A 22,726-nucleotide genomic window follows, 5' to 3' on the forward strand; every position below is an offset into this window, starting at 1 on the left:
CTGGGGCGACGGCGTCCGCGAGGCGTTCGAGCCGGCGACGAGGCGGCTGGCGCTCACCGGCACCCCGTTCCGGTCCGACACCAACCCCATCCCGTTCGTCACCTACGCCGAGGACGGCGAGGGGGTGCGCCGCAGCGTCTCCGACTACTCCTACGGCTATGGCCCCGCGCTCGCCGACGGCGTCGTCCGTCCGGTGATCTTCCTGGCGTACGCCGGCGAGATGCGCTGGCGCACCCGCGCCGGCGACGAGATCACCGCCACGCTCGGCACGCCGCTCACCAAGGACCAGATGGGCCAGGCGTGGCGGGCCGCCCTGGACCCGAAGGGCGACTGGATCCGCCAGGTGCTGCGCGCGGCCGACAAGCGGCTGACCGAGGTGCGCCGGCACGTGCCCGACGCCGGCGCGATGGTCATCGCCACCGACCACGAGACGGCCCGGGCGTACGCCCGGCACCTGCGCGCGATCACCGGTGAGGGCGCCACCGTCGTGCTGTCGGACGACCCCGGCGCCTCTGACAAGATCAAGCAGTACAGCGCGTCCGAGGAGCGCTGGCTGGTGGCCGTCCGCATGGTCTCCGAGGGCGTGGACATCCCGCGCCTGGCCGTCGGCGTGTACGCCACGAGCGTGTCCACCCCGCTGTTCTTCGCCCAGGCGGTCGGGCGCTTCGTCCGCGCCAGGCGGCGCGGCGAGACGGCCTCGGTGTTCGTCCCCTCGGTGCCGACCCTCATGGGCCTGGCCGGCGAGATGGAGGCCGAGCGCGACCACGTCCTCGACCGCAAGATCCCCGAGGAGGGTCTGGACGACTTCCTGGTCGACGAGGCCCGTCAGAAGAAGGACAACCCGGACGTCGTCGGCGACGAGCTGCCGTTCGAGACCGTCGAGGCGTCCGCCACCTTCGACCGGGTGCTGTTCGACGGCGGCGAGTTCGGCACGGCCGCCGAGCCGGGTTCGCCCGAGGAGGAGGACTTCCTCGGCCTGCCCGGCCTGCTGGAGCCCGACCAGGTGGCCGTGCTGCTGCGCAAGCACCAGGCCGAGCAGCAGGCGGCCCGGCGGCGCAAGGCCGCGGACGCCCCGGCTCCGGCGCCGTCTCCGCACGAGGAGATCGCGGCCCTGCGCAAGGAGCTCAACGGCCTGGTGGGCGCCTGGAACCACCGCACCGGCCAGCCGCACGGCGTCATCCACGCCGAGCTGCGCCGGGCCTGCGGTGGGCCGCCGATCGCCCAGGCGACCGCCGAGCAGATCCGCGACCGCATCGACACCATCCGCAAGTGGGCCACCCAGCGCTCCCGCTGATCCGCTTCACCGGTGGCCCCGCCGGGTGATCGGCGGGCCGGCGGTGCCGGAGTTCACGCGCGGGGGCCCGGCGTGGTCCGGTGCCGCGTGGCGGTTCGCGGCGGGGGATGCGTGGAAGGGATGACGTCGTGGACCTCGCCCGGCGACACGACGGGCCGCGCACGCCGCCGGCGCGGCGCCCGGCGCCCTCGTCCGCCCTGGGCGCCGCCGGCCGCCCGTCTCCCGCCGTCGGCCCCCACCCGCACGCCGTCGCTCGCGAGGCCGCCGGCTCGGGTCCCCCGTCCGGCACGGGGCCGTCGTCATGACGGTGCAGCAGGTCATCGAGTCGGTGGGCACGGCGCTCGACCTGTTCGGCGTGCTGGTCATCGCCCTGGGCACCGTCGTCGCCACCGTCGCCTTCTGCGGCCGGGCGGTGCGCGGGACCTCCGGCGCGTACACGCTGTACCGGCAGGGCGTGGGGCGGGCCATCCTTCTCGGGCTGGAGCTGCTGGTCGCGGCCGACATCATCAGGACCGTGGCCATCTCGCCCACCTTCACTTCGGTGGGCGTGCTGGCGGTGGTCGTGCTCATCCGCACGTTCCTCAGCGTCTCGCTCCAGGTCGAACTGGAGGGCCGCCCACCGTGGCAGAAGGCTCAGCGCGGCTGAGCCCTCCGCCACCGCCGTGCTCGCTGAGGCGGAGAGATCGGCTCGCCGGCTCCGCCCCGGCGCGGTGACACCAGGGTTCGCCGGGGCATCGTCGTACCGGGCCGCCGGTGTCCGCCGTGCGTCGTCCCGCCGCGGTGCCGATCGGACGAGGTCGGCAACGGAGGGAAGAGGCCGCCCCGGAAGGTGAGGGCTACGGCACTAGGCGGGCCTGAGCACGGGGGTGCCGGTGAGCTCGACGCCGGCGGCGGCCAGTTCGGCCAGGGCCGTCTCGGTGGTGGCGGGGGCGACTCCGGCGGTCAGGTCGAGGAGCACGCGCACCGCGAAGCCGTTCCCGGCGGCGTCCAGCGCGGTGGCCCGCACGCAGTGGTCGGTGGCGATGCCGACCACGTCCACCCGCTCGACCCCGCGCGCCGACAGCCACTCGGCGAGGCCGGTGCCCTGCCCGCCGACGCCCTCGAACCCGCTGTAGGCGGCGCTGTGCCGTCCCTTGCTGAACACCTCCTCCACCGCCGAGGTGTCCAGGGCGGGGTGGAAGTCGGCGCCGGCGGTGCCCACGACGCAGTGCGCGGGCCAGGTGCGCACGTAGTCGGGGTGCTCGGCGAAGTGGTCGCCGGGGTCCACGTGGTAGTCACGGGTCGCGACGACGTGGTCGTACCCGCCGGCGGCGGCACGCGGCCCGATGGCGGCGGCGACCTCGGCCCCGCCGCCCACCGGGAGGCTGCCGCCTTCGCAGAAGTCGTTCTGCACGTCGACGATGACGAGCGCGGTCTTCATACCGGTCTCCTTACGTGCTTCGAGCGGGTCGGGAGGCGTGCCCCGTTCCGTACGCCGGGGGCGTGCCGGAAGGTCGGGGCGGAGGAGAGGTCGGGAGGGGATGGCAGGGGTGTTACCAGGGCGGGGAGCGGTCAGGAGAAGACGGTGGGGATGACCGGGTCGCCCTGCGAGAGCTGGTGGGCCAGGACGGGGAGCTCGGCCACGGAGGCGAGGTGGCGTTCGCGCGCGGTGGCCAGCGGCTCGTGGCCGACGATCTCGCCCTCGCGCACCAGCGCGCGCAGCAGCGGCCGGGCGCCCTCCGGCGTGGCGGCGCCGGGCTCGGTGGTCACCAGCTCGGCCGCCGCGACGCCGTCCTCCAGCGCGCGGAAGGCCGTTTTGCGCCCCCCCTTGCTGGGTTTGCCGACCGATCTCTTGGCCACCGGTCGCAGGACGCCCTCGTCGTCCTCACGGGCGACGAGCTTGTACACCATGGCCGCGGTGGGCGCCCCCGACCCGGTGACGACCGAGGTGCCGACGCCGTACCCGTCGACGGGGGCCGCGGCGAGCGCGGCGATGGCGTACTCGTCCAGGTCGCTGGTGACGACGATGCGCGTCCGGGTGGCGCCCAGCCCGTCGAGCAGCCGGCGCACCTCGTGGGCGGCCACGGCGAGGTCCCCGGAGTCGATGCGCACGGCGCCGAGCCCCGGCCCGGCCAGTTCCACGGCCGTGCGCACGGCCTTGGCGACGTCGTAGGTGTCCACCAGCAGCGTGGTGCCGGTCCCGAGGGAGTCGATCTGTGCCTGGAAGGCCTCGTACTCACTGGCGTGCAGCAGCGTGAACGCGTGGGCGCTCGTGCCGGCCGTCGGCACGCCGTACGCGTGGCCGGCCATCAGGTTGGAGGTGGAGGCGAAGCCCGCGAGGTAGGCGGCCCGGGCCGCCGCGACCGCGGCGTACTCGTGGGTGCGCCGCGAGCCCATCTCGATGATCGGACGCCCGCCGGCCGCGTGCACCATGCGGGAGGCCGCGGAGGCGACGGCCGAGTCGTGGTTGAGGATGGACAGGATCACGGTCTCCAGCAGGACCGCCTCGGCGAACGTGCCGTCCACCACCATGATCGGCGAACCGGGGAAGTAGCACTCGCCCTCGCCGTAGCCGTGCACGTTCCCGGAGAACCGGTAGCCGGCCAGGAAGTCCAGCGTCGGCTCGTCCACCACGTGCCGCTCGCGCAGGAAGGCGAGCTCCTGCTCGCCGAACCGGAACTCGGCCAGGGCGTCCATGACGCGCCCGGTGCCCGCGACCACCCCGTAGCGGCGGCCGTGCGGCAGGCGGCGGGCGAAGACCTCGAACACGGCGCGTCGATGGGCCGCTCCGCTCCGCAGAGCCGCCTGCAGCATCGTCAGCTCATAGTGATCGGTGAGCAACGCGCTGCTCATGGGCATCTTCACAAGTCGAAGACTACGACCGGCGTAGGGCAGGATGGGAACGTGGGTAGTACCGCTCCGGTCGAGGTCGAGCGTCCCTCGGTGGACGTCCGCCCCGATCTTCCCTGGTTGACGATCGTGTGGAACGACCCGGTCAATCTGATGTCATACGTGACCTACGTCCTGCAGACGGTCTTCGGCTACCCCAAGGCCAAGGCCGAGAAGCTCATGCTGGACGTGCACCACAAGGGCAAGGCCGTCGTGGCCAGTGGCACCCGTGAGGAGATGGAACGCGACGTGCAGATCCTGCACTCTTACGGCCTGTGGGCCACCCTCCAGCAGGACTCGACGTGAGCATGGGCTTCACCGCCACCCGGGACGGCGGAGCGGCGATCCTGCTGGACGCGGGGGAGGCGTCGATTCTGCGCTCGCTGGTGGCGCAGGTGCTCGGCCTGGTGCAGCCGGGCTCGACCGATGACGACCCGCTGCAGCGGGCGCTCGGCATCGGCTCGGCGCAGGCGCCCTCCGATCCCGTGTTGGCCCGGCTGTTCCCCTCCGCGTACGCCGACGATGACGAGGCGGCGGCCGAGTTCCGCCGCTACACCGAGGCCACGCTGCGCGATGGGAAGCGCGCCGACGCCGAGGTGCTGCTGGAGACCGCCGAGCAGGGCAAGGTCGAGCTGAGCCCCGAGCAGGCGCAGTCGTGGCTGCGGGCGCTGAACGACGTGCGGCTGGCCCTCGGCGTGCGGCTGGAGGTCACGGAAGAGGTGCACGAGGAGCTGGCCGAGATGGCCGAGGACGACCCGCGCTACCCCGCGTACGTGACCTACGACTGGCTCACCTACCTGCAGGACACGCTGGTCCGCGCCCTTTGGTAACTTCCAGGCATGCTCACGATCTCACAGGAACTGGTCGACAAGATCATCGCCCATGCGTGGGCTGATCACCCGGACGAGGCCTGCGGCGTGGTCGCCGGTCCGGCCGGCTCCGACCGGCCCGAGCGTTTCGTCCCGATGGAGAACGCCGAGCGGTCGCCGACGTTCTACCGTTTCGACTCGATGGAGCAGTTCCGCGTCTGGCGGGAGATGGACGACCGGGACGAGGAGCCGGTGGTCATCTACCACTCGCACACCTCCACCGAGGCCTACCCTTCGCGCACCGACGCCAGCTACGCCTCCGAGCCGAACACGCACTACGTGCTGGTCTCGACCGCCGACCCGGACGACGTGCAGTTCCGCTCCTACCGGATCGTGGACGGCGTCATCACCGAAGAGGACGTCGAGATCGTCTCGCTCTGATGTCGCGCGCGGTGCGCCTCAGGGACACTCCCGGCGGGGCGGGACGGCTATCGGACACTCCCTGCCGAAGTTGTAGAGTTGGGTACATGCCGACGACCGACCCGGAATCTACGAGCGCCCGCGTGCGCCCTGGGCTGTCGTCCCCTGTGCAGAACCATCTTTTCGCGCACACTCCCTTCACCGTCGTCTACGACTGTTCCTGATCACAGGAATCCCCGCCCCACCCCACGTGTTCGCACACGTTGGGTTCCGTGACGACCATTCACCAAGGAGACGCCCCGCGATGGCCATTGAGGTTCGCATTCCGACCATTCTCCGTACCTACACCGACGGCGCCAAGGCGGTCACCGCCGACGGCGCGACGCTGTCGGACCTGATCGTCGACCTGGAGGCCCGCCACCCCGGCCTGAGGGAGCGCATCGTGGACGACTCCGGTCTGCGCCGGTTCGTCAACATCTACCTGAACGACGAGGACGTCCGCTTCCTCGGCGGCCTGGACACCCCCGTCGCCGACGGGGACACCGTGACCGTGCTGCCGGCGGTCGCCGGAGGCATGCGCTAGCCATGCGCTTCGACTCGCTGATCGACTCGGTCGGGCACACCCCTCTGGTGGGGCTGCCGCGGCTGTCCCCGTCCCCGGACGTCCGCGTGTGGGCCAAGCTGGAGGACCGCAACCCGACCGGGTCGGTCAAGGACCGCCCGGCGCTGTGGATGGTGGAGCAGGCGGAGAAGGACGGCCTGCTCACGCCCGGCTGCACCATCCTGGAGCCCACCTCCGGCAACACCGGCATCTCGCTCGCCATGTCGGCCCGGCTCAAGGGCTACAAGCTCATCTGCGTGATGCCGGAGAACACCAGCGAGGAGCGCCGCCAGCTCCTGCGCATGTGGGGCGCCGAGATCATCTCCTCGCCCGCGGCGGGCGGGTCCAACGAGGCGGTGCGGGTGGCCAAGCGGCTCGCCGCGGAGAACCCGTCCTGGGTCATGCTCTACCAGTACGGCAACCCGGCGAACTGGCGCGCCCACTACGAGTCGACCGGGCCGGAGATCCTGGAGGACCTCCCCTCCGTCACCCACTTCGTGGCGGGTCTCGGCACCACGGGCACCCTGATGGGCGTCGGGCGCTACCTGCGCGAGCACGTGCCCGGGGTGCAGATCGTGGCCGCCGAGCCGAGGTACGGCGAGCTGGTGTACGGCCTGCGCAACGTGGACGAGGGGTTCATCCCCGAGATCTACGACGCCGAGGTGCTGACCACGCGCTTCTCGGTGACCTCGGCGGACGCGCTGCGCCGCACGCGCGAGCTGCTGCACACCGAGGGCATCTTCGCCGGCGTCTCCACCGGGTGCGCGCTGCACGCCGCGCTCGGCCTGGCCGCCAAGGCGGTCAAGGCCGGGGAGCGGGCCGACATCGTCTTCATCGTCGCCGACGGCGGCTGGAAGTACCTCTCCACCGGAGCCTACGAGGGCACGCTCGACGAGGCGGAGGGGCGCCTCGAAGGCCAGCTCTGGGCCTGACCCGAGCCGGCCTGCGCACCGGCGCTCCAGGCACGGACGGCCCCGGGACGTGGTTCACGTCCCGGGGCCGTCCGCCGTCCGATCGCGGTCACGCCGAGCCGGTGCTCAGTTGAACAGCACCCGCAGGCTGAAGGACGTGAGGTCGCCGGTGCGCCGGGCACTGGCGCCCACGGCGCGCAGCGGACGCGCGTTCGCCTGCCCCTCCTCGCCCAGCCCGCTCAGGTAGTACTTCTCCAGCTTGTCCAGGTCGAGGTAGAACGCCGCCGTCGCGGTATCGGCGTCCGGGATCGCGGTCGTGAACGTCTCGCTCTCGCCCAGGGTGCCGTCGGCGGCCAGCCGGTCGGCGTACTCCTGCGAGCTCGCGACGACGAGCCGGCCGTCGCCCGGCACCCGGAAGACCTGCGGCGTCCCGGTCCCGGAGCCGGCCACGGCCTTCTCGATCTTGTCCAGGACCTGCTGCGCCTTGGCCGGGTCGGTGGCGAGGACGGCGCCCACGTTCGGGATCTGGCCGTCCAGCCCTGCCTCGTCCACCGCCACGGTGAGGTTCCTGCCGAGCAGCGTGGTGAGGTCCTCGGGCAGCGAGATGCCGTAGGACTGCCGCGCCTGCGCCACGATGTCGGAGAACGACGGGGAGCCGCCCGCGGCGTCCGCCGCCTCGGTGATCCGCGGCCACTGCTCGGTGACCAGCTCGCCGAGGCTCGACACCGACAGCGCGCCCACGGTCGAGGCGGGCAGCCGGGACAGCCGCGCGCCCTCGCCGCCCGCGGCGGCCCGCACCTGCCCGCCCCGGGTGAAGCCGGTGAGTTCGGCGTATCCGCTGTCGAAGCGCAGCGCGCCGGCGAAGCGCATGTTCTCCACCATGGCCACTGTGCCGTCCTCGGCGGTGGCGCCGGCGGCCCGCGCCGCCTTGGCGATCGCGCCGGCGTCGCCCCAGAACGACAGCACACCCGGCTCGCCCAGCGCCGCGCGGTCCTCGGCGAAGGCCGCCTCGCCCGACAGCGGCGCGCCCGCCGCGTACGCGTCGGCCTCCTGCTGCGTCTCGGCGAGGATCGCGTAGTCCTCGCGGAACGCAAGGCCCTTCAGGTCGCGTTCCCGGTCGAGCTTGCGCAGCCCGGCGCGGGCCTGGTCCTGGTCGGTCACCTGGACGGCCACGACCGGCCGCGGCGTCGTGTCCGGGGACTTCGGCGCGAGCACGCCCACCCCGATGCGGTCGCCCAGCCAGGGTGCGACGTCCCGGGCGTAGTCCACCTTCGCCAGGCCGGAGTCACCCTGGCGCAGCAGCTCGAACAGCGCCTTGCGCGGGTCCTCCCCGGTGAACGCGCCCCGGGTCGCGGAGAACTTCCGGGCGAGCTGGAACAGCGCCAGCTTCTGCCCGGCGGAAGGGTCGAGGTCCAGCCGCACGTACGCCATGGTCCCGGCGGGCAGCACGTCCTCGGGCTGGGTGCCGCCACCGCTGAGCAGCGACATCGCGTACACGCCGCCCCCGCCGACCAGGGCCACGACGACGGCCGCGATGATCGCCACCAGCCAGCCACGGCTCCGTCCGCTCCGCCCGTGCCGCCCGCGCCCCGCGGGCGGCACGGGCGGGCCCAGCTCCACCCGATCCCAGCCGGGCGCGGGCATGGCCGCGGGCATCCGCGCGGTGCCGCCCGGCTGCCCGCCGTAGGGCGGGCCGGCCTGCGGCGGCGCGCCGTAGGCGTAATGCCCGGCGGCGGGGCCGGTCGCCTCGGCGCCGCCGGGGGCCGGCCGCCGGTACGCCACGGTCCGGTCGGGGTCCTGGCTGAACGGGTACGGGGGAGGAGGTTGGCCTGCCATGACTCCGCTTTCGAGGACGGGACGGGGGTTCACCCGCCTGGGGAAGGACTGCGCCGCGAGACTAGATCGCGACGGTAGCGAGCCACTTGCAGACCACTTTCCACCCTTCCCGCCCGGATCGGCCGTCCTGTCCTCCGGCCCCCACCTCCGCGCCGCTCCGCCCCTCCTGCACTACCCCCCCGTCGCCTGGGCCGGCCCTGTCCCGCCCGCCATCGCCGCCCGATCGTCCTTCGCCGGGCCGTCCTGCGGAACCGTCCGGCACCGCCCCGGGACGAGGCGTGGAGGGCTCGGTAGGGTGTGAGGGCCAGAATAAGATTCGGTGCGGCCCTCGCCGGTGCGGCGAGGGGTCCGCGGAGCGGGGCGAAGAGGCGGATGACCAAGTTCGACGAGGCGACGCAGGCGATCAGGGTCGACGAGACCACCTACGACGTCTGTCTCGATCCCGGCTACGGGATCGGCGGGCCGCTCAACGGCGGTTACCTCATGGCCGTGATGCTGCGCGCGGCCGTGGACGCCTCGCCGTACGAGCACCCGGTGTCCACCGCCACCCAGTTCCTGCGGGCCGTGCCGCCGGGCCCGGCCCGCGTCCGGCTGGAGCCGCTCAAGACCGGCAGGACCGCCGCGATGACCCGGGCGACCCTCGTGCAGGACGGCACGGCCTACGTCGAGGCGCTGATCACCACCGCCACGCTCGGCGACGGCCCGGGCGACTGGGCCGGCGAGGTCCCGGTTCAGATGCCGCCGGTCGAGGAGTGCCTGCCGCTTCCCGCTCCGCGCCCGGAGTCGAACATGACCCTGAGCACCCGCATCGACCTGCGCTTCGACCCGCCCACCGTCGGCTGGTACACCGGAACGCCGAGCGGCCGGCCGGAGTCCCGGGCGTACTTCAGGATGGCCGAGCCGCAGGACCCCGACCCCTTCGTGCTGGCGCTCGCCATCGACGCGCTGCCGCCCGTCGTCTTCTCGGCCGGGGCCAGGGGGTGGGCGCCCACGGTCGAGCTGACCTGGCACCTGCGGGCGCTGCCCGCGCCCGGCTGGCTGAGGGTGCTCGGCCACGGCCGCCTGATCAGGGACGGATGGTTCGACGAGGACGTCGAGGTCTGGGACTCGGCGGGTAATCTGGTCGCCCAGTCACGCCAGCTCGCCCGCCTCGGCCGCGGCTGACCGGCCCGCCGGCCGGGTGCCCGCGGCCCGATCCCGGTGACGGGTTCGCCCGGGCTTGTCCAGGTCAGTGATTACTTCGATGTGAGCATTCTTACCAGGAGCGATTGTGAACGGTCCCCTAATGTTGGGATCATGGTGGATATCGGGAGCGTCGTCCACGCACCCTGGGTCAGCATGATCGAGGCGGCGGAGGAGCAGGACGGCCCGCCGGGCCCGGCGATCGGCATCTTCGACAGCGGTGTCGGCGGTCTCACGGTCGCCCGCGCGATCATCGACCAGCTCCCGAACGAGTCGATCCTGTACGTCGCCGACACCGCGCGCCAGCCGTACGGGCCCAAGCGCATCGCCGAGGTGCGCGCGTACGCCCTGGAGGTCATGGACCACCTGGTCGAGCACGACGTGAAGATGCTCGTGATCGCCTGCAACAGCGCCAGCGCCGCCGTGCTGCGCGACGCCCGTGAGCGGTACGACGTCCCGGTGGTCGAGGTCATCCAGCCGGCCGCGCGCCGGGCCGTCCGCGCCACCCGCAACGGCAGGGTCGGAGTGATCGCCACCCGGGCCACGATCGAGTCCATGGCCTACCACGACGCCTTCGCGGCGGCCCCGGACGTGCGGCTCACCGGCGTGGCGGCCCCGCGGTTCGTGGAGTTCGTCGAACGCGGCGAGACCATGAGCGAGGAGCTCATCGAGGCGGCCCGTGAGTACCTCCAGCCGGTCATCGACGACGGATGCGACACGCTGATCCTCGGCTGCACCCACTACCCGCTGCTCACCGGCGCCATCTCCTACGTCGCCGGCAACGATGTCACGCTGGTGTCCAGCGCGGACGAGACCGCCAAGGACGTCTACCGGGTGCTGCACGACCGCGGCCTGGCCGAGCAGGGCGGCGGCGCGCCCCGCCACCGGTTCAGGGCGACCGGTGACGGCACGCTGTTCGCCCAGCTCGGGCAGCGGTTCCTCGGACCCGAGATCAGCTCGGTCGAGCGCGCGCCCGTGGGGGACGTCCCGGGCGAGGAGGCACTGGCCGCGCCCAGCTAGCGGGCGGGCGAGGAACAGCCGGGGCCCCTTGCGGAAGCGGCGAGGCGGGTACGGAGCCGGGCGCCGATCACGCGCCCGGTGACGACGCGTCCGCGCATCCGCGCATACCGTGGGCGGACGGGGAGGCGCCGGCCCATGTAACTGTGAGAGGCGCGCGAGGCCGCGCCCGGTAAGGAGGCCGCCGTGAAGCTGACCATCGTGGGATGTTCGGGGAGTTTCCCCGGCCCGGACAGCCCCGCGTCCTGTTACCTGCTGGAAGCCGAGGGCTTCCGCCTGCTCCTGGACTTCGGCAACGGCTCGCTGGGAGCCCTGCAACGGCACATCGGCCTGTACGACGTGGACGCCATCTGCCTGTCGCACCTGCACGCCGACCACTGCCTGGACCTGTGCTCCTACCACGTGGTGCGCACCTACTCGCCGGCCGGGCCGCTGCCACGGGTGCCGGTCCACGCGCCGAAGGACGCGCCGCGCCGCCTCGCCGCCGCCTACGGCATGGACGACGAGCCGGGGCTGGACACCGCGTTCGACTTCTCCGCCCTCACGCCCGGTACGTTCTCGGCCGGTCCGTTCGAGGTGACGGCGGCGCCGATGAACCACCCGGTCGAGACCTACGGCTTCCGCGTCTCGCACGGCGGCCGTTCGGTCGCCTACTCCGGCGACACCGGCGAGTGCGCCGACCTGGTGAAGCTCGCCGACGGGGCCGATGTGCTGCTGTGCGAGGCGTCGTTCGTCGACCGGCCGGGCAATCCGGCCGACCTGCACATGAACGGCCGGCAGGCCGCCGAGCACGCCGCCCGGGCCGGCGTCGGCACGCTCGTGCTGACCCACCTGGTGCCCTGGAACGATCAGCGGGAGATCCTGGCGGACGCCCGCCGCGGCGGCTTCGAGGGGCGTACCGAACTCGCGCGGAGCGGGGCCGTATATGACCTAAGGTGAGGCTCATGGCACGCGAAGATGGACGCAGTCCCGGCCAGATCAGGCCGGTCACGATCACCCGCGACTGGCTGGCCCACGCCGAGGGCTCGGTCCTGGTGGAGTTCGGCGGCACCAAGGTGTTGTGCGCCGCCACGGTGCAAGACAGCGTCCCCCGGTGGCGCAGGGGGAGCGGGCTCGGCTGGATCACCGCCGAGTACGCCATGCTGCCCCGCTCCACCAACACCCGCACCGACCGTGAGTCCGTCCGGGGCAAGATCGGCGGCCGCACCCACGAGATCTCGCGGCTGATCGGGCGGTCGCTGCGCGCGTGCGTCGACTACAAGGCCCTCGGCGAGAACTCCATCGTGCTCGACTGCGACGTCCTGCAGGCCGACGGCGGCACGCGCACCGCCGCGATCACCGGGGCGTACGTCGCCCTGGCCGACGCCATCGGCTGGATGCGCAAGCGCAAGATGTGCTCCGGCGACCCGCTGGTCAACTCGGTCGCCGCCGTCTCGGTCGGCATCGTCGGCACCACCCCGCTGCTCGACCTGTGCTACACCGAGGACGTCGCCGCCGAGACCGACATGAACGTCGTCATGACCGGCACCGGGGAGTTCGTGGAGGTCCAGGGCACCGCCGAGGGTGTCCCGTTCGACCGCTCGACCCTCGACGCGCTGCTCGACCTGGCCGCCACCGGCTGCGCCGAGCTCACCCGGCTCCAGCGGGAGGCGCTGTCATGACCAAGGTGGTGCTCGCGACCCGCAACGAGGGCAAGATCGCGGAGCTGCGGCGCATCCTGGCCGAGGCCGACCAGCAGATCGAGCTGGTCGGGCTCGACGCCTTCCCCGAGATCGGCGAGATCGCCGAGACCGGGCTCACCTTCGCCGAGAACGCCCTGATCAAGGCGCACGCCGTCGCCTCGGCGAGCGGGCTGCCCGCCATCGCCGACGACTCCGGCCTGTGCGTGGACGCGCTGAACGGCATGCCCGGTGTCTTCTCGGCCCGGTGGTCCGGGGCGCACGGCGACGACGCGGCCAACCTGTGGCTGCTGCTCGCCCAGGTGTCGGACGTGCCCGACGGCCGGCGGGGCGCCCACTTCGCGTGCGCCGCGGCCCTCGCGCTGCCGTCCGGGCAGGAGCACGTCGTGGAGGGCACCATCACCGGCGAGGTGATCCGCGGCCCACGCGGCGCGGGCGGGTTCGGGTACGACCCGATCTTCGTGCCCGACGGCGAGACCCGCACGACCGCCGAGATGTCCGCCGCCGAGAAGGACGCCATCAGCCACCGCGGCCGTGCCTTCCGCGCGCTGGCCCCGGTGCTCAAGGAGGCCCTGGCCTCCTGACGGCCGGCCCGATGGGCACGTAACCGGGGCGTAAGATCCCGGCGGCCGGGACGGGCGTAGCGTTCGTGCTGTGAACCACAACCAGCCGCGCCCGGGCGGGCGCGCATGGGCGGCGGGGCTCCTCGGCCTGGTGGCCGGAGCCGTCGCCCTCGGCATCGGCCAGCTCGCCGCCGGGCTGATCGATCCGGGCGCGTCCCCGGTGATCGCGGTCGGCGACACGGCCGTCGACCGCTCACCGGCAGCCCTGAAGGAATGGGCGATCCAGACCTTCGGCGCCAACGACAAGCTCGTCCTCATCTCCGGCATCCTGCTGGTGCTGGCCCTCATCGCGGCGGGGATCGGCGTGCTCGCCCGCCGCCGTCCCGGCCACGGCACGACCGGGCTGCTGCTGTTCGGCGTCGTGGGCGCGGCGGCCGCCGTCACCAGGCCGGACGCCGGCCTGCTGGACGCGCTGCCGTCCCTCATCGGCGCGGCGGCCGGGGCGTGGGCGCTGCGCCTTCTGGTGCGCCGCACCTGGCCGGAGGCCGAGCCCGGTTTCTGGGACGACGACGCGCGCCGTGAGCCCGCCGCGAGCCGGACGGCGGGCGAGCAGTCCCTCGGAGGCCCGGAGGCTACCGGAGACGCCGTGGCGGACGCCGGCGCGGCCGCGGAGCGTCCGGTCGTCATGCGCGGCTCGTTCGAGCCGCTGAAGCTGGACCGGCGCGGCCTGCTGACCGGAGTCGCGGGCGGCGTCGTCATCGCCGGCGCCGGCGGCCTGGCCGGCCGGGCGCTCGGCGGCCGCCTGGACGTCTCCGCCGAACGCGCCGAGGTCGTGCTGCCCACGCCCGCGACGCCCGCCAAGCCGCTGCCCGCCGGGGTGGACCTCCGCCTGTCCGGACTGTCGCCCTTCACCACCCCGAACCGCGACTTCTACCGGGTCGACACCACGCTCGTCGTCCCGCAGGTGGACCCGAAGACCTGGACCCTGAAGATCCACGGCATGGTGGACCGGCCGATCGAGCTGACCTTCGCCGACCTGCTCAAGCGGCCGCTCATGGAGGCCGACGTCACCCTGACCTGCGTGTCCAACGACGTGGGCGGCCCTTACATCGGCAACGCCCGCTGGCTCGGCGCCCGGCTGGCCGACGTGCTGCGCGAGGCGGGCATCCGGTCCGGCGCCGACATGCTGCTGTCCACCTCCTCGGACGGCTGGACCGCGGGCACGCCGGTGGACGTCGTCATGGACGGCCGCGACGCGCTGCTCGCCATCGCGATGAACGGCGAGACGCTCCCCGTCTCGCACGGCTTCCCGGTGCGCCAGGTCGTCCCCGGCCTGTACGGGTACGTGTCGGCCACCAAGTGGGTCACCGACATCAAGGTGACCCGCTTCGACCAGGACGAGGCGTACTGGACCCCGCGCGGCTGGGCGCCCAAGGGGCCGATCAAGACCGAGTCCCGCATCGACCTGCCGCGCGGCGGCTCCACGATCGCCGCCGGGCGCACGGCCATCGCCGGGGTGGCCTGGGCGCAGCACCGGGGCATCGCCGCGGTCGAGGTGCGGGTGGACAAGGGGGAGTGGCGGCAGGCGCGGCTGGCCGAGGTGCCCGGTCCGGACACCTGGCGGCAGTGGGTCGTCGACGACTGGCAGGCCACGCCGGGCAAGCACACGATCGAGGTGCGGGCGACGGACGGGACCGGCCGGACCCAGACCTCCGAGTACGCGCCGCCCGCCCCGGACGGCGCGGCCGGCTGGCACTCCATCCTCGTCGTCGTGAAGTGACCCGGAAGCCCCGCCCCGCTCCATCGCCCGCAGAGTCCGGACCGGCACGAACCGATCAGCACGGCCGGCCGGGCGTCTCGAGGCGGGAGCTCACCACGCCCGAGCAGGTGGGCATCGCGCCCGGTGGCCCCCGCCGCAAGCCCGAAGCCCGCTAGTGTCCCGCGCCAGAAGTTCGTCCTCTAAGTCGATGGCTCAAATGACCAGGCCGGCGAGCGGTCCCCATGGATTCCGCCTGGCGGGAACCCGCATGATTTACCCGACGGATCTCCGACGCGGACACTAGTGCGGTGATCGCATATGTTCGCCGCGCGGCTCCCCACTCCGGCCATGTGCGGGATGTGATCGGCGCCGGGGCGGCGGGTCGTGGTACGGCGATGCCGGCGCCGGTCACGGCGTCCGACCGGTCAACGTACCTGGACAGCGCACCAGGTGATCCGGCGTGGTTCGGGCGGGCTGGGCGGTGCCCGTCGCAGGAGCCGGAGGTCCAGGCGGGATGTGGTTCCAGGTGAATGCCGGAATCCGGCAGCCGGGCCCGGACGCCGCCCCTACGATCGCCTCTGACCGGGTCGGTGCGCGATTTGGGGGGCACAATGACCGGAGCCAGTCATGGGGGCAGGCCGCGCGCGGGGGCGTCGCGGCGGCGGTCCTCCGAGACGGGGTACAACCCCGTCGTCACGTCCGACGGCGTCCGATGGCGTGACTACGAGTTCGCGGCGGAGCTCACCGCCGACGAGTGGCGGCCGCAGCGGCGGCCGCCGGTCATTCCGCCGGACGCCTTCCAGATCCTCCTGCGGGAAGGCGCCGCGCCGGGGGTGCGGCCGGTCCCGCGCGCTCACCCGGGAAGCGGCGAGGCGGGCGGAGAGGACTGGTTCGACGGCCTGGAGCGTCCGCCCCGGCTGGACCAGTCCCGGCCGTACGGCGTGCCCGGTGGGCTGGCCTGGCCCGATCCGCAGCTTCAGCGCGATCTGTGCCAGGCGCTGCCCGAAGGGGCGCGTTTCCCGGACCCGCGCGGCACCTGGATCCGCCTGATCAATGGCGAAGGGCCGGGCGAAGACCCGTTCCGGGCGACCAACGCGCTCGACTGCGCGCTCGCGGTGGTCTCGACCTGGCACGGCGAGCCCACGGTGGCCGCGCCGCGCCGGCCGGAGTACGACCGGCTCGGCAGGCCCTCGCTCGGCGGCGAGACCGGAGGGGCGGCGCGGGCCGAACGCTGGCTCGGGCACCGCTTCGAGTACGCCGGTCAGGGCCGCCGCGCGTACGCCACGGTCGCGCAGCGCCTGGCGGCGGGCGGACACGGCGCGGCGGCCGTCCTCATCACCCGCTGGCCGTCCGGCGGCGACCACGCGTGGAACGCGGTGAACACCGCCGGGGAGGTGGTCTGGATCGACGCCCAGCGCGGGCACACGTCGGTCGACCCGCCTCCCGGGCCGGTGTCCGAGGTGTTCTGCGTCGCTCTCGACCGCGGCGGGAGGCCGGTGTGACCCGCGACGCCTTCTCCGAACGGGCCGGCGAGGCCGTCGTGCGGGCCCGGCCGGTGTCGGCGGAGCAGGCGCGGCTGCTGGCGGAGGAGTACTTCAACGGCCCGCTCCCGCCCGACCAGGCCACCGAGGTCGGGCTGTACGCCTTCGACGAGGGGTACGTGGCCTGGGCCAGGCCCGCCGCCCCCGCCGAGCCCGGCACGCTGCCCGCCACCGTGGGTGGCGGCTGCGTGGTCATCGACCGCGCCACCGGGGAGATCTCCATCCGCCCGCTGCTCACCCCGGAGACCGTCGCCGAACAGTGGGCCGGGCGCCGCCCCCGATAGCAGGACGGCGCCCGGGCGCACCACCGGTCCGGGCGCGGCTTCGCGTCAGTCGGCGGCGAGGGAGCCGACGATGGAGGTACGGGCGGCCCGGCGGGCGGGCAGGACGGCCGCCAGCACACCGGCCGCGGCCGACAGCACGACGAACAGCGCCACCTGGCCCACGGGCACCCGGAACAGCACCTCGTCCATCAGGGTCCGCGCGGCGGCGTAGCCGTAGGCGATGCCGAGCACGACGCCGACGATGGCCCCGATGAGGCCGAGGATCATCGCCTCGACCGACAGCATCCGCCGCAACTGCGGCCGGGTGAGGCCGAGGGCCCGCAGCAGCGCCGACTCCCTGGTCCGCTCGTACACCGACAGGCTCAGCGTGTTGGCGATGCCGAGCAGCGAGATGAGGATCGCCAGTCCCAGCAGCCCGCCGACGATCAGCAACACCAGGTCCAGGGCCTCGTCGAACTGGCCGCGCACCTCGACGGCGCTGCGCACCTTGGCCGTCGGGTACGGCTGCGCGGCGGCCTCGACCGCCCGCCGGGACGCGTCGGCGGCCACCCCGTCCTTGGCGTTGACGTACAGCCGCACGTCGGCGAGCGGGCCGAAGTAGGCGTCCAGGGCCTGCTCCGGCACGGTGATCTCCGGCAGCGGCACCGTGTCCGGGTCGAACACGCCGAGCACCTTCAGCCGCACCGCGCCCGCCTCCGGGGTGGTGATCGTGATCGAGCCGCCCTGCCCGGTGCCCAGCCGTCCGGCGAGGTCCGCCGCGACCAGCGCCGACCCGGCGGTGAAGCCCTGCGTGGTGCCCGCGGTGAGCACGGGCTGGTACGGGCCGCTGAACGCGCCGACCTCGGCCGTGCGCCGGCCGCCGCCCGATTGCGGAGTGCCGCCGGTGGCCGCCCCGGAGCGGCCGGCCGCGGTGACCCGGGCGTCCGTGCTCCGGATCTCCACGATCGAGGTCAGCTCCGGGCGGGATCGTAGCGTGGTGGCGAGCGACCGCGGCAGGGTGGCGCCGGCCTCGGACATGGAGGCGAACTGCGGGGCGATCAGGTAGTCGATCGGGAACTGCTCGTCGAGCCGGGCCGTGTACGTCGCGCGCGTGGTCGCCGTGATCACGGCGATGAGCGTCATCAGCGTCACGCCGATGGTCAGCGCGACCGTCGTGGTCGCCGAGCGCCCGGGGTTGCGGTGGGAGTTGTCCAGGGCGAGCCGGCCGGGCACCCCGGCCAGCTTCGCGGGCAGCCACCCGGCGAACCTCGCGAGCGGCCGGACGATGACCGGTCCGAGGATCAGCACGGCGAGGAAGCTCAGCGCTCCGCCGCCCATCACGGCGTACAGGGCCGTCTCGCCCGGCTTGGCCAGCACGCCGGCGACGGTGACCCCGGCCCCGGCGAGCAGGAACACCGCGGCGAACACCACGCGCAGCACGCCGGTGCGGAAGGTGTGCTCGCCGGTCTGGACGCGCAGCGCGGCGACCGGGGCGACCCTGGTGGCGGTGCGCGCCGGCAGCAGCGCCGCGCCGACCGTGACGACCAGGCCGACGGCGAGGGCGAGCACGGTCGTGCGCGGGGTGAGCGTGACCTCGGCGGTGGTGGGGAAGTTCTGGCCGAACGCGCGGAGCGCGGCGAACGCCGCGGTGCCGAGCCCGAGGCCGGCCAGCAGGCCGAGGGCCGACGACAGCACCCCGACCACCGCCGACTCCAGCAGGACCGACCCGAACACCTGCCGCCGGGTCGCCCCGATGCAGCGCAGTAGCGCCATCTCCCTGGTGCGCTGAGCCACCAGGATGGTGAAGGTGTTGTAGATGACCAGGGCGGCGACCAGCATGGCGACCAGGCCGAACATCAGCAGCGCCACGGTCAGCACGTTGATGTCGGCCCCGTTGCTCTTGGCCAGCTCCTGCGCCAGCTCCTGGCCGGTGAGGACGCGCGCGCCCCGGCCGGCGAGGGCCGCGGTGACGGCGCCGCCGAGCCGCTCGGGGGTGACCCCGGCCGCCGCGACGTCGATCTCCACGAAGCCCTTCTCGCCGGTCATCGACCGTGCGGTCTCCGCGGTGAAACCGACCGCGCCGGTGTAGGCGAGCTGCTGGTCCACGCCCACGTCGAACAGCCCGACGACGCGGAAGGCGTGTGGCGCGCCCGTGGCGTCGAGCACCCGCGCGGTGTCGCCGATCGCGAAGCCCCGCGTCCGGGCGGTGTCCTCGTCGATGACCACCTGGTCGGCGGCGGACGGCGCGGCGCCGGAGGTGACCTGCGTACGGTTCAGCCTGCCGCCGATGACCGAGACGCCGGTGGTGGCGACGTCGCCGATGGCCTTGCCGTCCTTGCCGAGCAGGGCGGCGCCGCCGCGCACCAGCCCCTCGGCCTCGGCGACCCCCGGCGCCCGGCGGACGGCCGCCAGGTCGCCCGCCGACAGCAGCGCCGGCTTCTCGCCGCCCCCCGGCGGCGGCAGCACCGCCACGTCCACCTTGTCGGCCGAGGCGGCGATGCTGTGCGTCAGGCCCGCCTGCAGGGTGTCGGTCAGCACGAACGTCCCCACGATGAACCCCACGCCCAGCGCGATGGCCAGCGAGGTGAGCAGGAGCCGCAGCCGGTGCGCCAGCAGCCCGGCCAGAGTCGCGCGGATCACTCCTCAGCCCTCCAGCTTCAGCAGCGTGTCGAGCACGTTCTGCGGGGTCGGCCGCGCCAGCTCGGTCACCAGCAGCCCGTCGCGCAGGAAGACCACCCGGTCGGCGTAGGAGGCGGCGACCGGGTCGTGGGTTACCATGACGATGGTCTGGCCCAGCTCGCGCACCGAGGTCCGCAGGAAGGACAGCACCTCGGCGCCGCTGCGCGAGTCGAGGTTGCCGGTCGGCTCGTCGGCGAAGATGACCTGCGGTTTGCCGACCAGCGCCCGGGCGACCGCGACGCGCTGCTGCTGGCCGCCCGACAACTGGCTCGGCCGGTGCTTCAGCCGGTCGCCGAGCCCCACGGTGCGGATCACCATGTCGAACAGCTCCTGGTCGGCCTGGCGCCCGGCGATGTCCAGCGGCAGCCGGATGTTCTGCTCCGCGGTCAGCGTCGGCAGCAGGTTGAACGCCTGGAAGATGAACCCCACCCGCTCGCGCCGCAGCAGGGTGAGCCGCTTGTCGCCGAGCCGGGTGATGTCGGTGTCGCCGATGCGCACCTCGCCCTCGGTCACGCTGTCCAGACCGGCGAGGCAGTGCATCAGGGTGGACTTGCCGGAACCGGACGGGCCCATGATCGCGGTGAAGGCGCCGGTGCCGAACCGCACGTCCACCCCGCGCAGCGCGTGCACGGCCGCGTCGCCCCTGCCGTAGACCTTGGTCACTCCGGTGGCGACGACGGCGGCCGGCGCGGTCCGCGACCGGACGGCTCCCTCTCCGGTGATGGTCACTTCTGGCTCCTCGAAAGCGGGGGATGCTGATCGTCTGGGGATCTGGGGGTGAACCCGGTGGTCACCGCACGGGATCAACGCTATTGACGTGCCCGCCGCCTGCCATGGGCCATGGGAACGGACTTCGGGTAGCCCTGACGGCCATCCGGAAAGGGCCGGTGCGACCGGCGGGGTAGCCTTCGGTCCCACTTTCGGCCGACCCGGTGGGCCTCGCCTGCCTCGCGGGGCCCGCCCGTGACGGGCCGGCGCGCCGGGCGCAGCAGGTCAGGCGGCCCGTCCCCGGCCGGCCGGGGCATCGGCCGATCGGCCGGGTGGACGGCGGTGCGGCCCGGCCGTCCCGGTCACCGGTCCGAGGGCCTGCCGAGGGGGGTGATGAGGCCGGTCTCGTAGGCGTACACGACCGCCTGGGCGCGGTCGCGCACGCCGAGCTTGGCGAGCACCCGGCCCAGGTGGGTCTTCACCGTCGCCTCGGCCAGGGTCAGCCGCTGGGCGATCTCGGCGTTGGACAGGCCCCGGCCGACGAGCACCAGCACCTCGCGTTCGCGGGCCGTGAGCTGCCGCAGCGCCGCCGGCTCGGCGGCGCCCGCGCCGGGCAGGTGGACGGTGAAGCGCTCCAGCAGCCGCCGGGTGGTGCTCGGCGCGACGACGGCGTCACCGGCGTGCACCGAGTGGATGGCGCTGATGAGGTCGGAGGGCGGGACGTCCTTCAGCAGGAAGCCGGACGCCCCGGCCTTCAGCGCCGCGAACGCGTACTCGTCCAGGTCGAAGGTCGTCAGGATCAGCACCTTGGGCGCCCGCGGCATGGCGCGGATCAGCCGGGTGGCCTCCACGCCGTCCATCCGGGGCATGCGCACGTCCATCAGCACGACGTCCGCGGCCACCCGGCCGAGCAGCTCCACCGCCTCGGCGCCGTCGGCGGCCTCCCCGGCGACGTCGATGTCCGGTTGCGCGCCGAGGACCATGCGGAACCCGGCCCGGACGAGCCGCTGGTCGTCGACCAGCACCACCCGGACGCCCTCGCGCGCGTCGTGCGAGGCGGTCACGCGGCCCGCGCCAGCGGGAGTCGTACGGTCACCTGGAATCCTCCTCCCGGGGACGGGGACGCCTGCACACTGCCGTCGTACATCGCGACGCGCTCGCGCATGCCGATCAGGCCGTGCCCGTCGATGCTCCGCGGCGCGGCGGCGCCCCGCCCGTCGTCGCTCACCCGCAAGTGGATCTCGTGCGGGCCGTAGTCCATCTCGACGCCGGCCCGCGCCTTCGGGCCGCCGTGCTTGAGGGTGTTGGTCAGGGCCTCCTGCACGATGCGGTAGATCGCGAGCTGGACCCCCTCGGGCAGGTCACGCCGGACGCCGGTGACGGCGTACTCCACCGGGAGGCCGGACTGGCGGAAGTGCGCCAGCAGGTCGTCGAGGTCGGCCACTCCGGGCTGCGGCGCGTACTCCTCCTCGCCCGCGTCGTCCTTGCGCAGCACGCCGACCAGGCGCCGCATCTCGGCCAGCGCCTGCCTGCCGGTGCCGGAGATGGTCCGCATGGCGCGCCGCGCCTGCTCGGGGTCGCCGTCGATGGCGTACGCCGCGCCGTCCGCCTGCACGATCATCACGCTCACGTTGTGGGCGACCACGTCGTGCAGCTCGCGGGCGATGCGCGCCCGCTCGGCCGCGGCGGCGATGCGGACCTGCTGGTCGCGTTCGCGTTCGGCGCGTTCGGCCCGCTCCTCCAGGCCCTCCAGGTACCGCCGGCGGGTGCTGGCGTAGATGCCGGCGATCCAGGTGGCGGCGACGAACACCGAGCCGGAGGCGAGGGAGTACAGGCTGAGCCCGCCGTAGCGGGCCATCAGCAGGACGATGCCCAGCTCGGCGATCGCCCCGGCGGTGACCGACCAGCGCAGGGCGCAGGCCGACGCGACGGCGTACAGGGCCACCAGCACGGTGACGTTGGCCGGGATCGGCTGGACACCGGTCACCCACTGGACGAACGAGATGAGGGCGACCGCCGCGAACGCCGGGACGGGATGGCGGCGCCGCCACAGCAGCGGGAGCAGCAGCAGCCCGGTCATCACCAGGTATCCGGTGAGGCCGAGGGCGCGGGCGTGCGGCGGCGCGGACGCGCCGTCGAAGTTGCGCGCCGCGGTCAGGCAGATCAGCAGCAGCGAGCCGAAGACCAGGAGATCGGCCGCCCTGCCCTTGCCGGCGGCCCATGCGCGCACTTCGCCGATCACGTACCTCACCCTACGTTCGCGCAGTTCACCGCCTTTCCGACCGCAGGGGGATCTGCGCCTACGACCCAGGTCGTAGGCGCGGGAACCAGACCGGCAAACCGGGCGGATGGCTTACACCGGTCTTACGGGGCATCCGGCATATTTCTAAGTGGGAGCCCTCCTCCGGGAGGGAGTAAAGGGAGAAACGATGTCGGGCGGAAAAGACGACGGGTCGCGTGGCTGGGGGGACTGTCACGCGACCCGGACGGCCCAGATCTTCTCCTCCACCCACGCTTGACGCCCTCTGCCCAGCGGGCCGACGCGGATAGAGCCGCCTCCACCGACGTGGGGGCGGCTCTCCCTTTTGTACCCCCG

Annotated in this window: 22 protein-coding genes; 15 read left to right on the plus strand and 7 right to left on the minus strand. The window is 73.6% G+C overall.

Translation table 11 applies throughout. From position 1 onward, the window contains the following. Together IEY93_RS15180 and IEY93_RS15185 are read left to right on the plus strand one after the other, a co-directional pair. On the plus strand, positions 1–1,294 hold a 1,294-nt coding region (locus IEY93_RS15180; protein ID WP_229691148.1), incomplete at its 5' end, for a DEAD/DEAH box helicase. 301 nt (positions 1,295–1,595) lie between these two features. Continuing rightward, entirely contained in the window at positions 1,596–1,940 is a 345-nt protein-coding gene (locus IEY93_RS15185; protein ID WP_189163697.1) for a DUF1622 domain-containing protein, read from the plus strand. Positions 1,941–2,138: 198 nt separating this feature from the next. Here IEY93_RS15185 and IEY93_RS15190 read toward each other — a convergent pair whose 3' ends face one another. Together IEY93_RS15190 and IEY93_RS15195 are read right to left on the minus strand one after the other, a co-directional pair. Beyond that, complete coding sequence (locus IEY93_RS15190; RefSeq protein WP_189163698.1) at positions 2,139–2,714, minus strand: isochorismatase family protein; 576 nt, start codon at positions 2,712–2,714, stop codon at positions 2,139–2,141. A 131-nt stretch (positions 2,715–2,845) separates the two neighbouring features. Then, positions 2,846–4,132, minus strand: a complete 1,287-nt coding sequence (locus tag IEY93_RS15195) for a nicotinate phosphoribosyltransferase (RefSeq protein ID WP_189163699.1) — start codon at positions 4,130–4,132, stop codon at positions 2,846–2,848. A gap of 45 nt (positions 4,133–4,177) precedes the next feature. On the opposite strand from IEY93_RS15195, the gene clpS reads away from it, so the two are divergent. The 5 genes from clpS (at position 4,178) to IEY93_RS15220 (ending at position 6,924) form a co-directional block, all read left to right on the plus strand. Next, positions 4,178–4,468 carry an ATP-dependent Clp protease adapter ClpS gene (gene clpS, locus IEY93_RS15200; protein WP_189163700.1) on the plus strand — a complete coding sequence of 97 codons (291 nt, stop codon included), beginning with the start codon at positions 4,178–4,180 and terminating at the stop codon, positions 4,466–4,468. Positions 4,469–4,470: 2 nt separating this feature from the next. Continuing rightward, positions 4,471–4,992, plus strand: coding sequence for a DUF2017 domain-containing protein (locus IEY93_RS15205; protein ID WP_189163766.1), 522 nt, complete (start codon positions 4,471–4,473; stop codon positions 4,990–4,992). 9 nt (positions 4,993–5,001) lie between these two features. Then, entirely contained in the window at positions 5,002–5,412 is a 411-nt protein-coding gene (locus IEY93_RS15210; protein WP_189163701.1) for a M67 family metallopeptidase, read from the plus strand. Positions 5,413–5,695: 283 nt separating this feature from the next. Then, positions 5,696–5,974, plus strand: coding sequence for a MoaD/ThiS family protein (locus IEY93_RS15215; protein ID WP_189163702.1), 279 nt, complete (start codon positions 5,696–5,698; stop codon positions 5,972–5,974). Positions 5,975–5,976: 2 nt separating this feature from the next. Further along, the gene (locus IEY93_RS15220) at positions 5,977–6,924 is read left to right on the plus strand and encodes a PLP-dependent cysteine synthase family protein (protein WP_189163703.1); all 948 of its coding nucleotides are present in this window, start codon (positions 5,977–5,979) and stop codon (positions 6,922–6,924) included. A 105-nt stretch (positions 6,925–7,029) separates the two neighbouring features. Here IEY93_RS15220 and IEY93_RS15225 read toward each other — a convergent pair whose 3' ends face one another. Beyond that, complete coding sequence (locus tag IEY93_RS15225) at positions 7,030–8,739, minus strand: DUF3352 domain-containing protein (protein WP_189163704.1); 1,710 nt, start codon at positions 8,737–8,739, stop codon at positions 7,030–7,032. Between the two features lie 372 nt (positions 8,740–9,111). Here IEY93_RS15225 and IEY93_RS15230 point away from each other — a divergent pair, with 372 nt between their 5' ends. From IEY93_RS15230 to IEY93_RS15265, 8 genes are all read left to right on the plus strand, one after another. Beyond that, entirely contained in the window at positions 9,112–9,903 is a 792-nt protein-coding gene (locus IEY93_RS15230) for a thioesterase family protein (RefSeq protein ID WP_189163705.1), read from the plus strand. Positions 9,904–10,077: 174 nt separating this feature from the next. Further along, complete coding sequence (murI, locus tag IEY93_RS15235) at positions 10,078–10,941, plus strand: glutamate racemase (RefSeq protein WP_189163767.1); 864 nt, start codon at positions 10,078–10,080, stop codon at positions 10,939–10,941. A gap of 183 nt (positions 10,942–11,124) precedes the next feature. After that, positions 11,125–11,877 carry an MBL fold metallo-hydrolase gene (locus IEY93_RS15240; RefSeq protein ID WP_189163706.1) on the plus strand — a complete coding sequence of 251 codons (753 nt, stop codon included), beginning with the start codon at positions 11,125–11,127 and terminating at the stop codon, positions 11,875–11,877. Positions 11,878–11,882: 5 nt separating this feature from the next. Continuing rightward, a complete protein-coding gene (gene rph, locus IEY93_RS15245) occupies positions 11,883–12,599 on the plus strand; it encodes a ribonuclease PH (protein ID WP_189163707.1) in 717 nt (238 codons plus the stop codon). After that, positions 12,596–13,201, plus strand: a complete 606-nt coding sequence (gene rdgB / locus IEY93_RS15250; protein WP_189163708.1) for an RdgB/HAM1 family non-canonical purine NTP pyrophosphatase — start codon at positions 12,596–12,598, stop codon at positions 13,199–13,201. Before rph ends, rdgB begins: the two co-directional genes overlap by 4 nt. Before the next feature lie 70 nt (positions 13,202–13,271). After that, positions 13,272–14,960 (plus strand): molybdopterin-dependent oxidoreductase, encoded by a 1,689-nt coding sequence (locus IEY93_RS15255; RefSeq protein WP_189163709.1) that lies wholly within the window; start codon positions 13,272–13,274, stop codon positions 14,958–14,960. A 590-nt stretch (positions 14,961–15,550) separates the two neighbouring features. After that, entirely contained in the window at positions 15,551–16,441 is an 891-nt protein-coding gene (locus IEY93_RS15260) for a toxin glutamine deamidase domain-containing protein (protein WP_189163710.1), read from the plus strand. Next, positions 16,438–16,764 carry an SUKH-4 family immunity protein gene (locus IEY93_RS15265; protein WP_229691149.1) on the plus strand — a complete coding sequence of 109 codons (327 nt, stop codon included), beginning with the start codon at positions 16,438–16,440 and terminating at the stop codon, positions 16,762–16,764. The genes IEY93_RS15260 and IEY93_RS15265 overlap by 4 nt, the downstream gene beginning before the upstream one ends. A 45-nt stretch (positions 16,765–16,809) precedes the next feature. On the opposite strand, the gene IEY93_RS15270 is transcribed toward IEY93_RS15265, so the two are convergent. The 4 genes from IEY93_RS15270 to IEY93_RS15285 form a co-directional block, all read right to left on the minus strand. Further along, positions 16,810–19,383: an ABC transporter permease gene (locus IEY93_RS15270; RefSeq protein ID WP_189163711.1), complete on the minus strand. Its 2,574-nt coding sequence runs from the start codon at positions 19,381–19,383 to the stop codon at positions 16,810–16,812. A gap of 3 nt (positions 19,384–19,386) precedes the next feature. Next, positions 19,387–20,151 carry an ABC transporter ATP-binding protein gene (locus IEY93_RS15275; protein WP_189163712.1) on the minus strand — a complete coding sequence of 255 codons (765 nt, stop codon included), beginning with the start codon at positions 20,149–20,151 and terminating at the stop codon, positions 19,387–19,389. Between the two features lie 341 nt (positions 20,152–20,492). Continuing rightward, positions 20,493–21,194: a response regulator gene (locus IEY93_RS15280; protein ID WP_268241557.1), complete on the minus strand. Its 702-nt coding sequence runs from the start codon at positions 21,192–21,194 to the stop codon at positions 20,493–20,495. Continuing rightward, the gene (locus IEY93_RS15285; RefSeq protein ID WP_229691150.1) at positions 21,191–22,372 is read right to left on the minus strand and encodes a sensor histidine kinase; all 1,182 of its coding nucleotides are present in this window, start codon (positions 22,370–22,372) and stop codon (positions 21,191–21,193) included. The genes IEY93_RS15280 and IEY93_RS15285 overlap by 4 nt, the downstream gene beginning before the upstream one ends. Positions 22,373–22,726: the final 354 nt, after the last annotated feature.

The sequence above is a fragment of the Sphaerisporangium melleum genome (assembly GCF_014646695.1).
Lineage (GTDB): Bacteria > Actinomycetota > Actinomycetes > Streptosporangiales > Streptosporangiaceae > Sphaerisporangium > Sphaerisporangium melleum.

Coding starts and splice junctions, on each gene's coding strand:
- IEY93_RS15185 (WP_189163697.1), top strand. CDS start 1,596: ATGACGGTGCAGCAGGTCATCGAGTCGGTGGGCACGGCGCTCGACCTG.
- rph (WP_189163707.1), top strand. CDS start 11,883: ATGGCACGCGAAGATGGACGCAGTCCCGGCCAGATCAGGCCGGTCACG.
- IEY93_RS15210 (WP_189163701.1), top strand. CDS start 5,002: ATGCTCACGATCTCACAGGAACTGGTCGACAAGATCATCGCCCATGCG.
- IEY93_RS15230 (WP_189163705.1), top strand. CDS start 9,112: ATGACCAAGTTCGACGAGGCGACGCAGGCGATCAGGGTCGACGAGACC.
- IEY93_RS15215 (WP_189163702.1), top strand. CDS start 5,696: ATGGCCATTGAGGTTCGCATTCCGACCATTCTCCGTACCTACACCGAC.
- IEY93_RS15195 (WP_189163699.1), bottom strand. CDS start 4,132: ATGCCCATGAGCAGCGCGTTGCTCACCGATCACTATGAGCTGACGATG.
- murI (WP_189163767.1), top strand. CDS start 10,078: ATGATCGAGGCGGCGGAGGAGCAGGACGGCCCGCCGGGCCCGGCGATC.
- IEY93_RS15225 (WP_189163704.1), bottom strand. CDS start 8,739: ATGGCAGGCCAACCTCCTCCCCCGTACCCGTTCAGCCAGGACCCCGAC.
- IEY93_RS15260 (WP_189163710.1), top strand. CDS start 15,551: ATGACCGGAGCCAGTCATGGGGGCAGGCCGCGCGCGGGGGCGTCGCGG.
- IEY93_RS15220 (WP_189163703.1), top strand. CDS start 5,977: ATGCGCTTCGACTCGCTGATCGACTCGGTCGGGCACACCCCTCTGGTG.
- rdgB (WP_189163708.1), top strand. CDS start 12,596: ATGACCAAGGTGGTGCTCGCGACCCGCAACGAGGGCAAGATCGCGGAG.
- IEY93_RS15205 (WP_189163766.1), top strand. CDS start 4,471: ATGGGCTTCACCGCCACCCGGGACGGCGGAGCGGCGATCCTGCTGGAC.
- IEY93_RS15190 (WP_189163698.1), bottom strand. CDS start 2,714: ATGAAGACCGCGCTCGTCATCGTCGACGTGCAGAACGACTTCTGCGAA.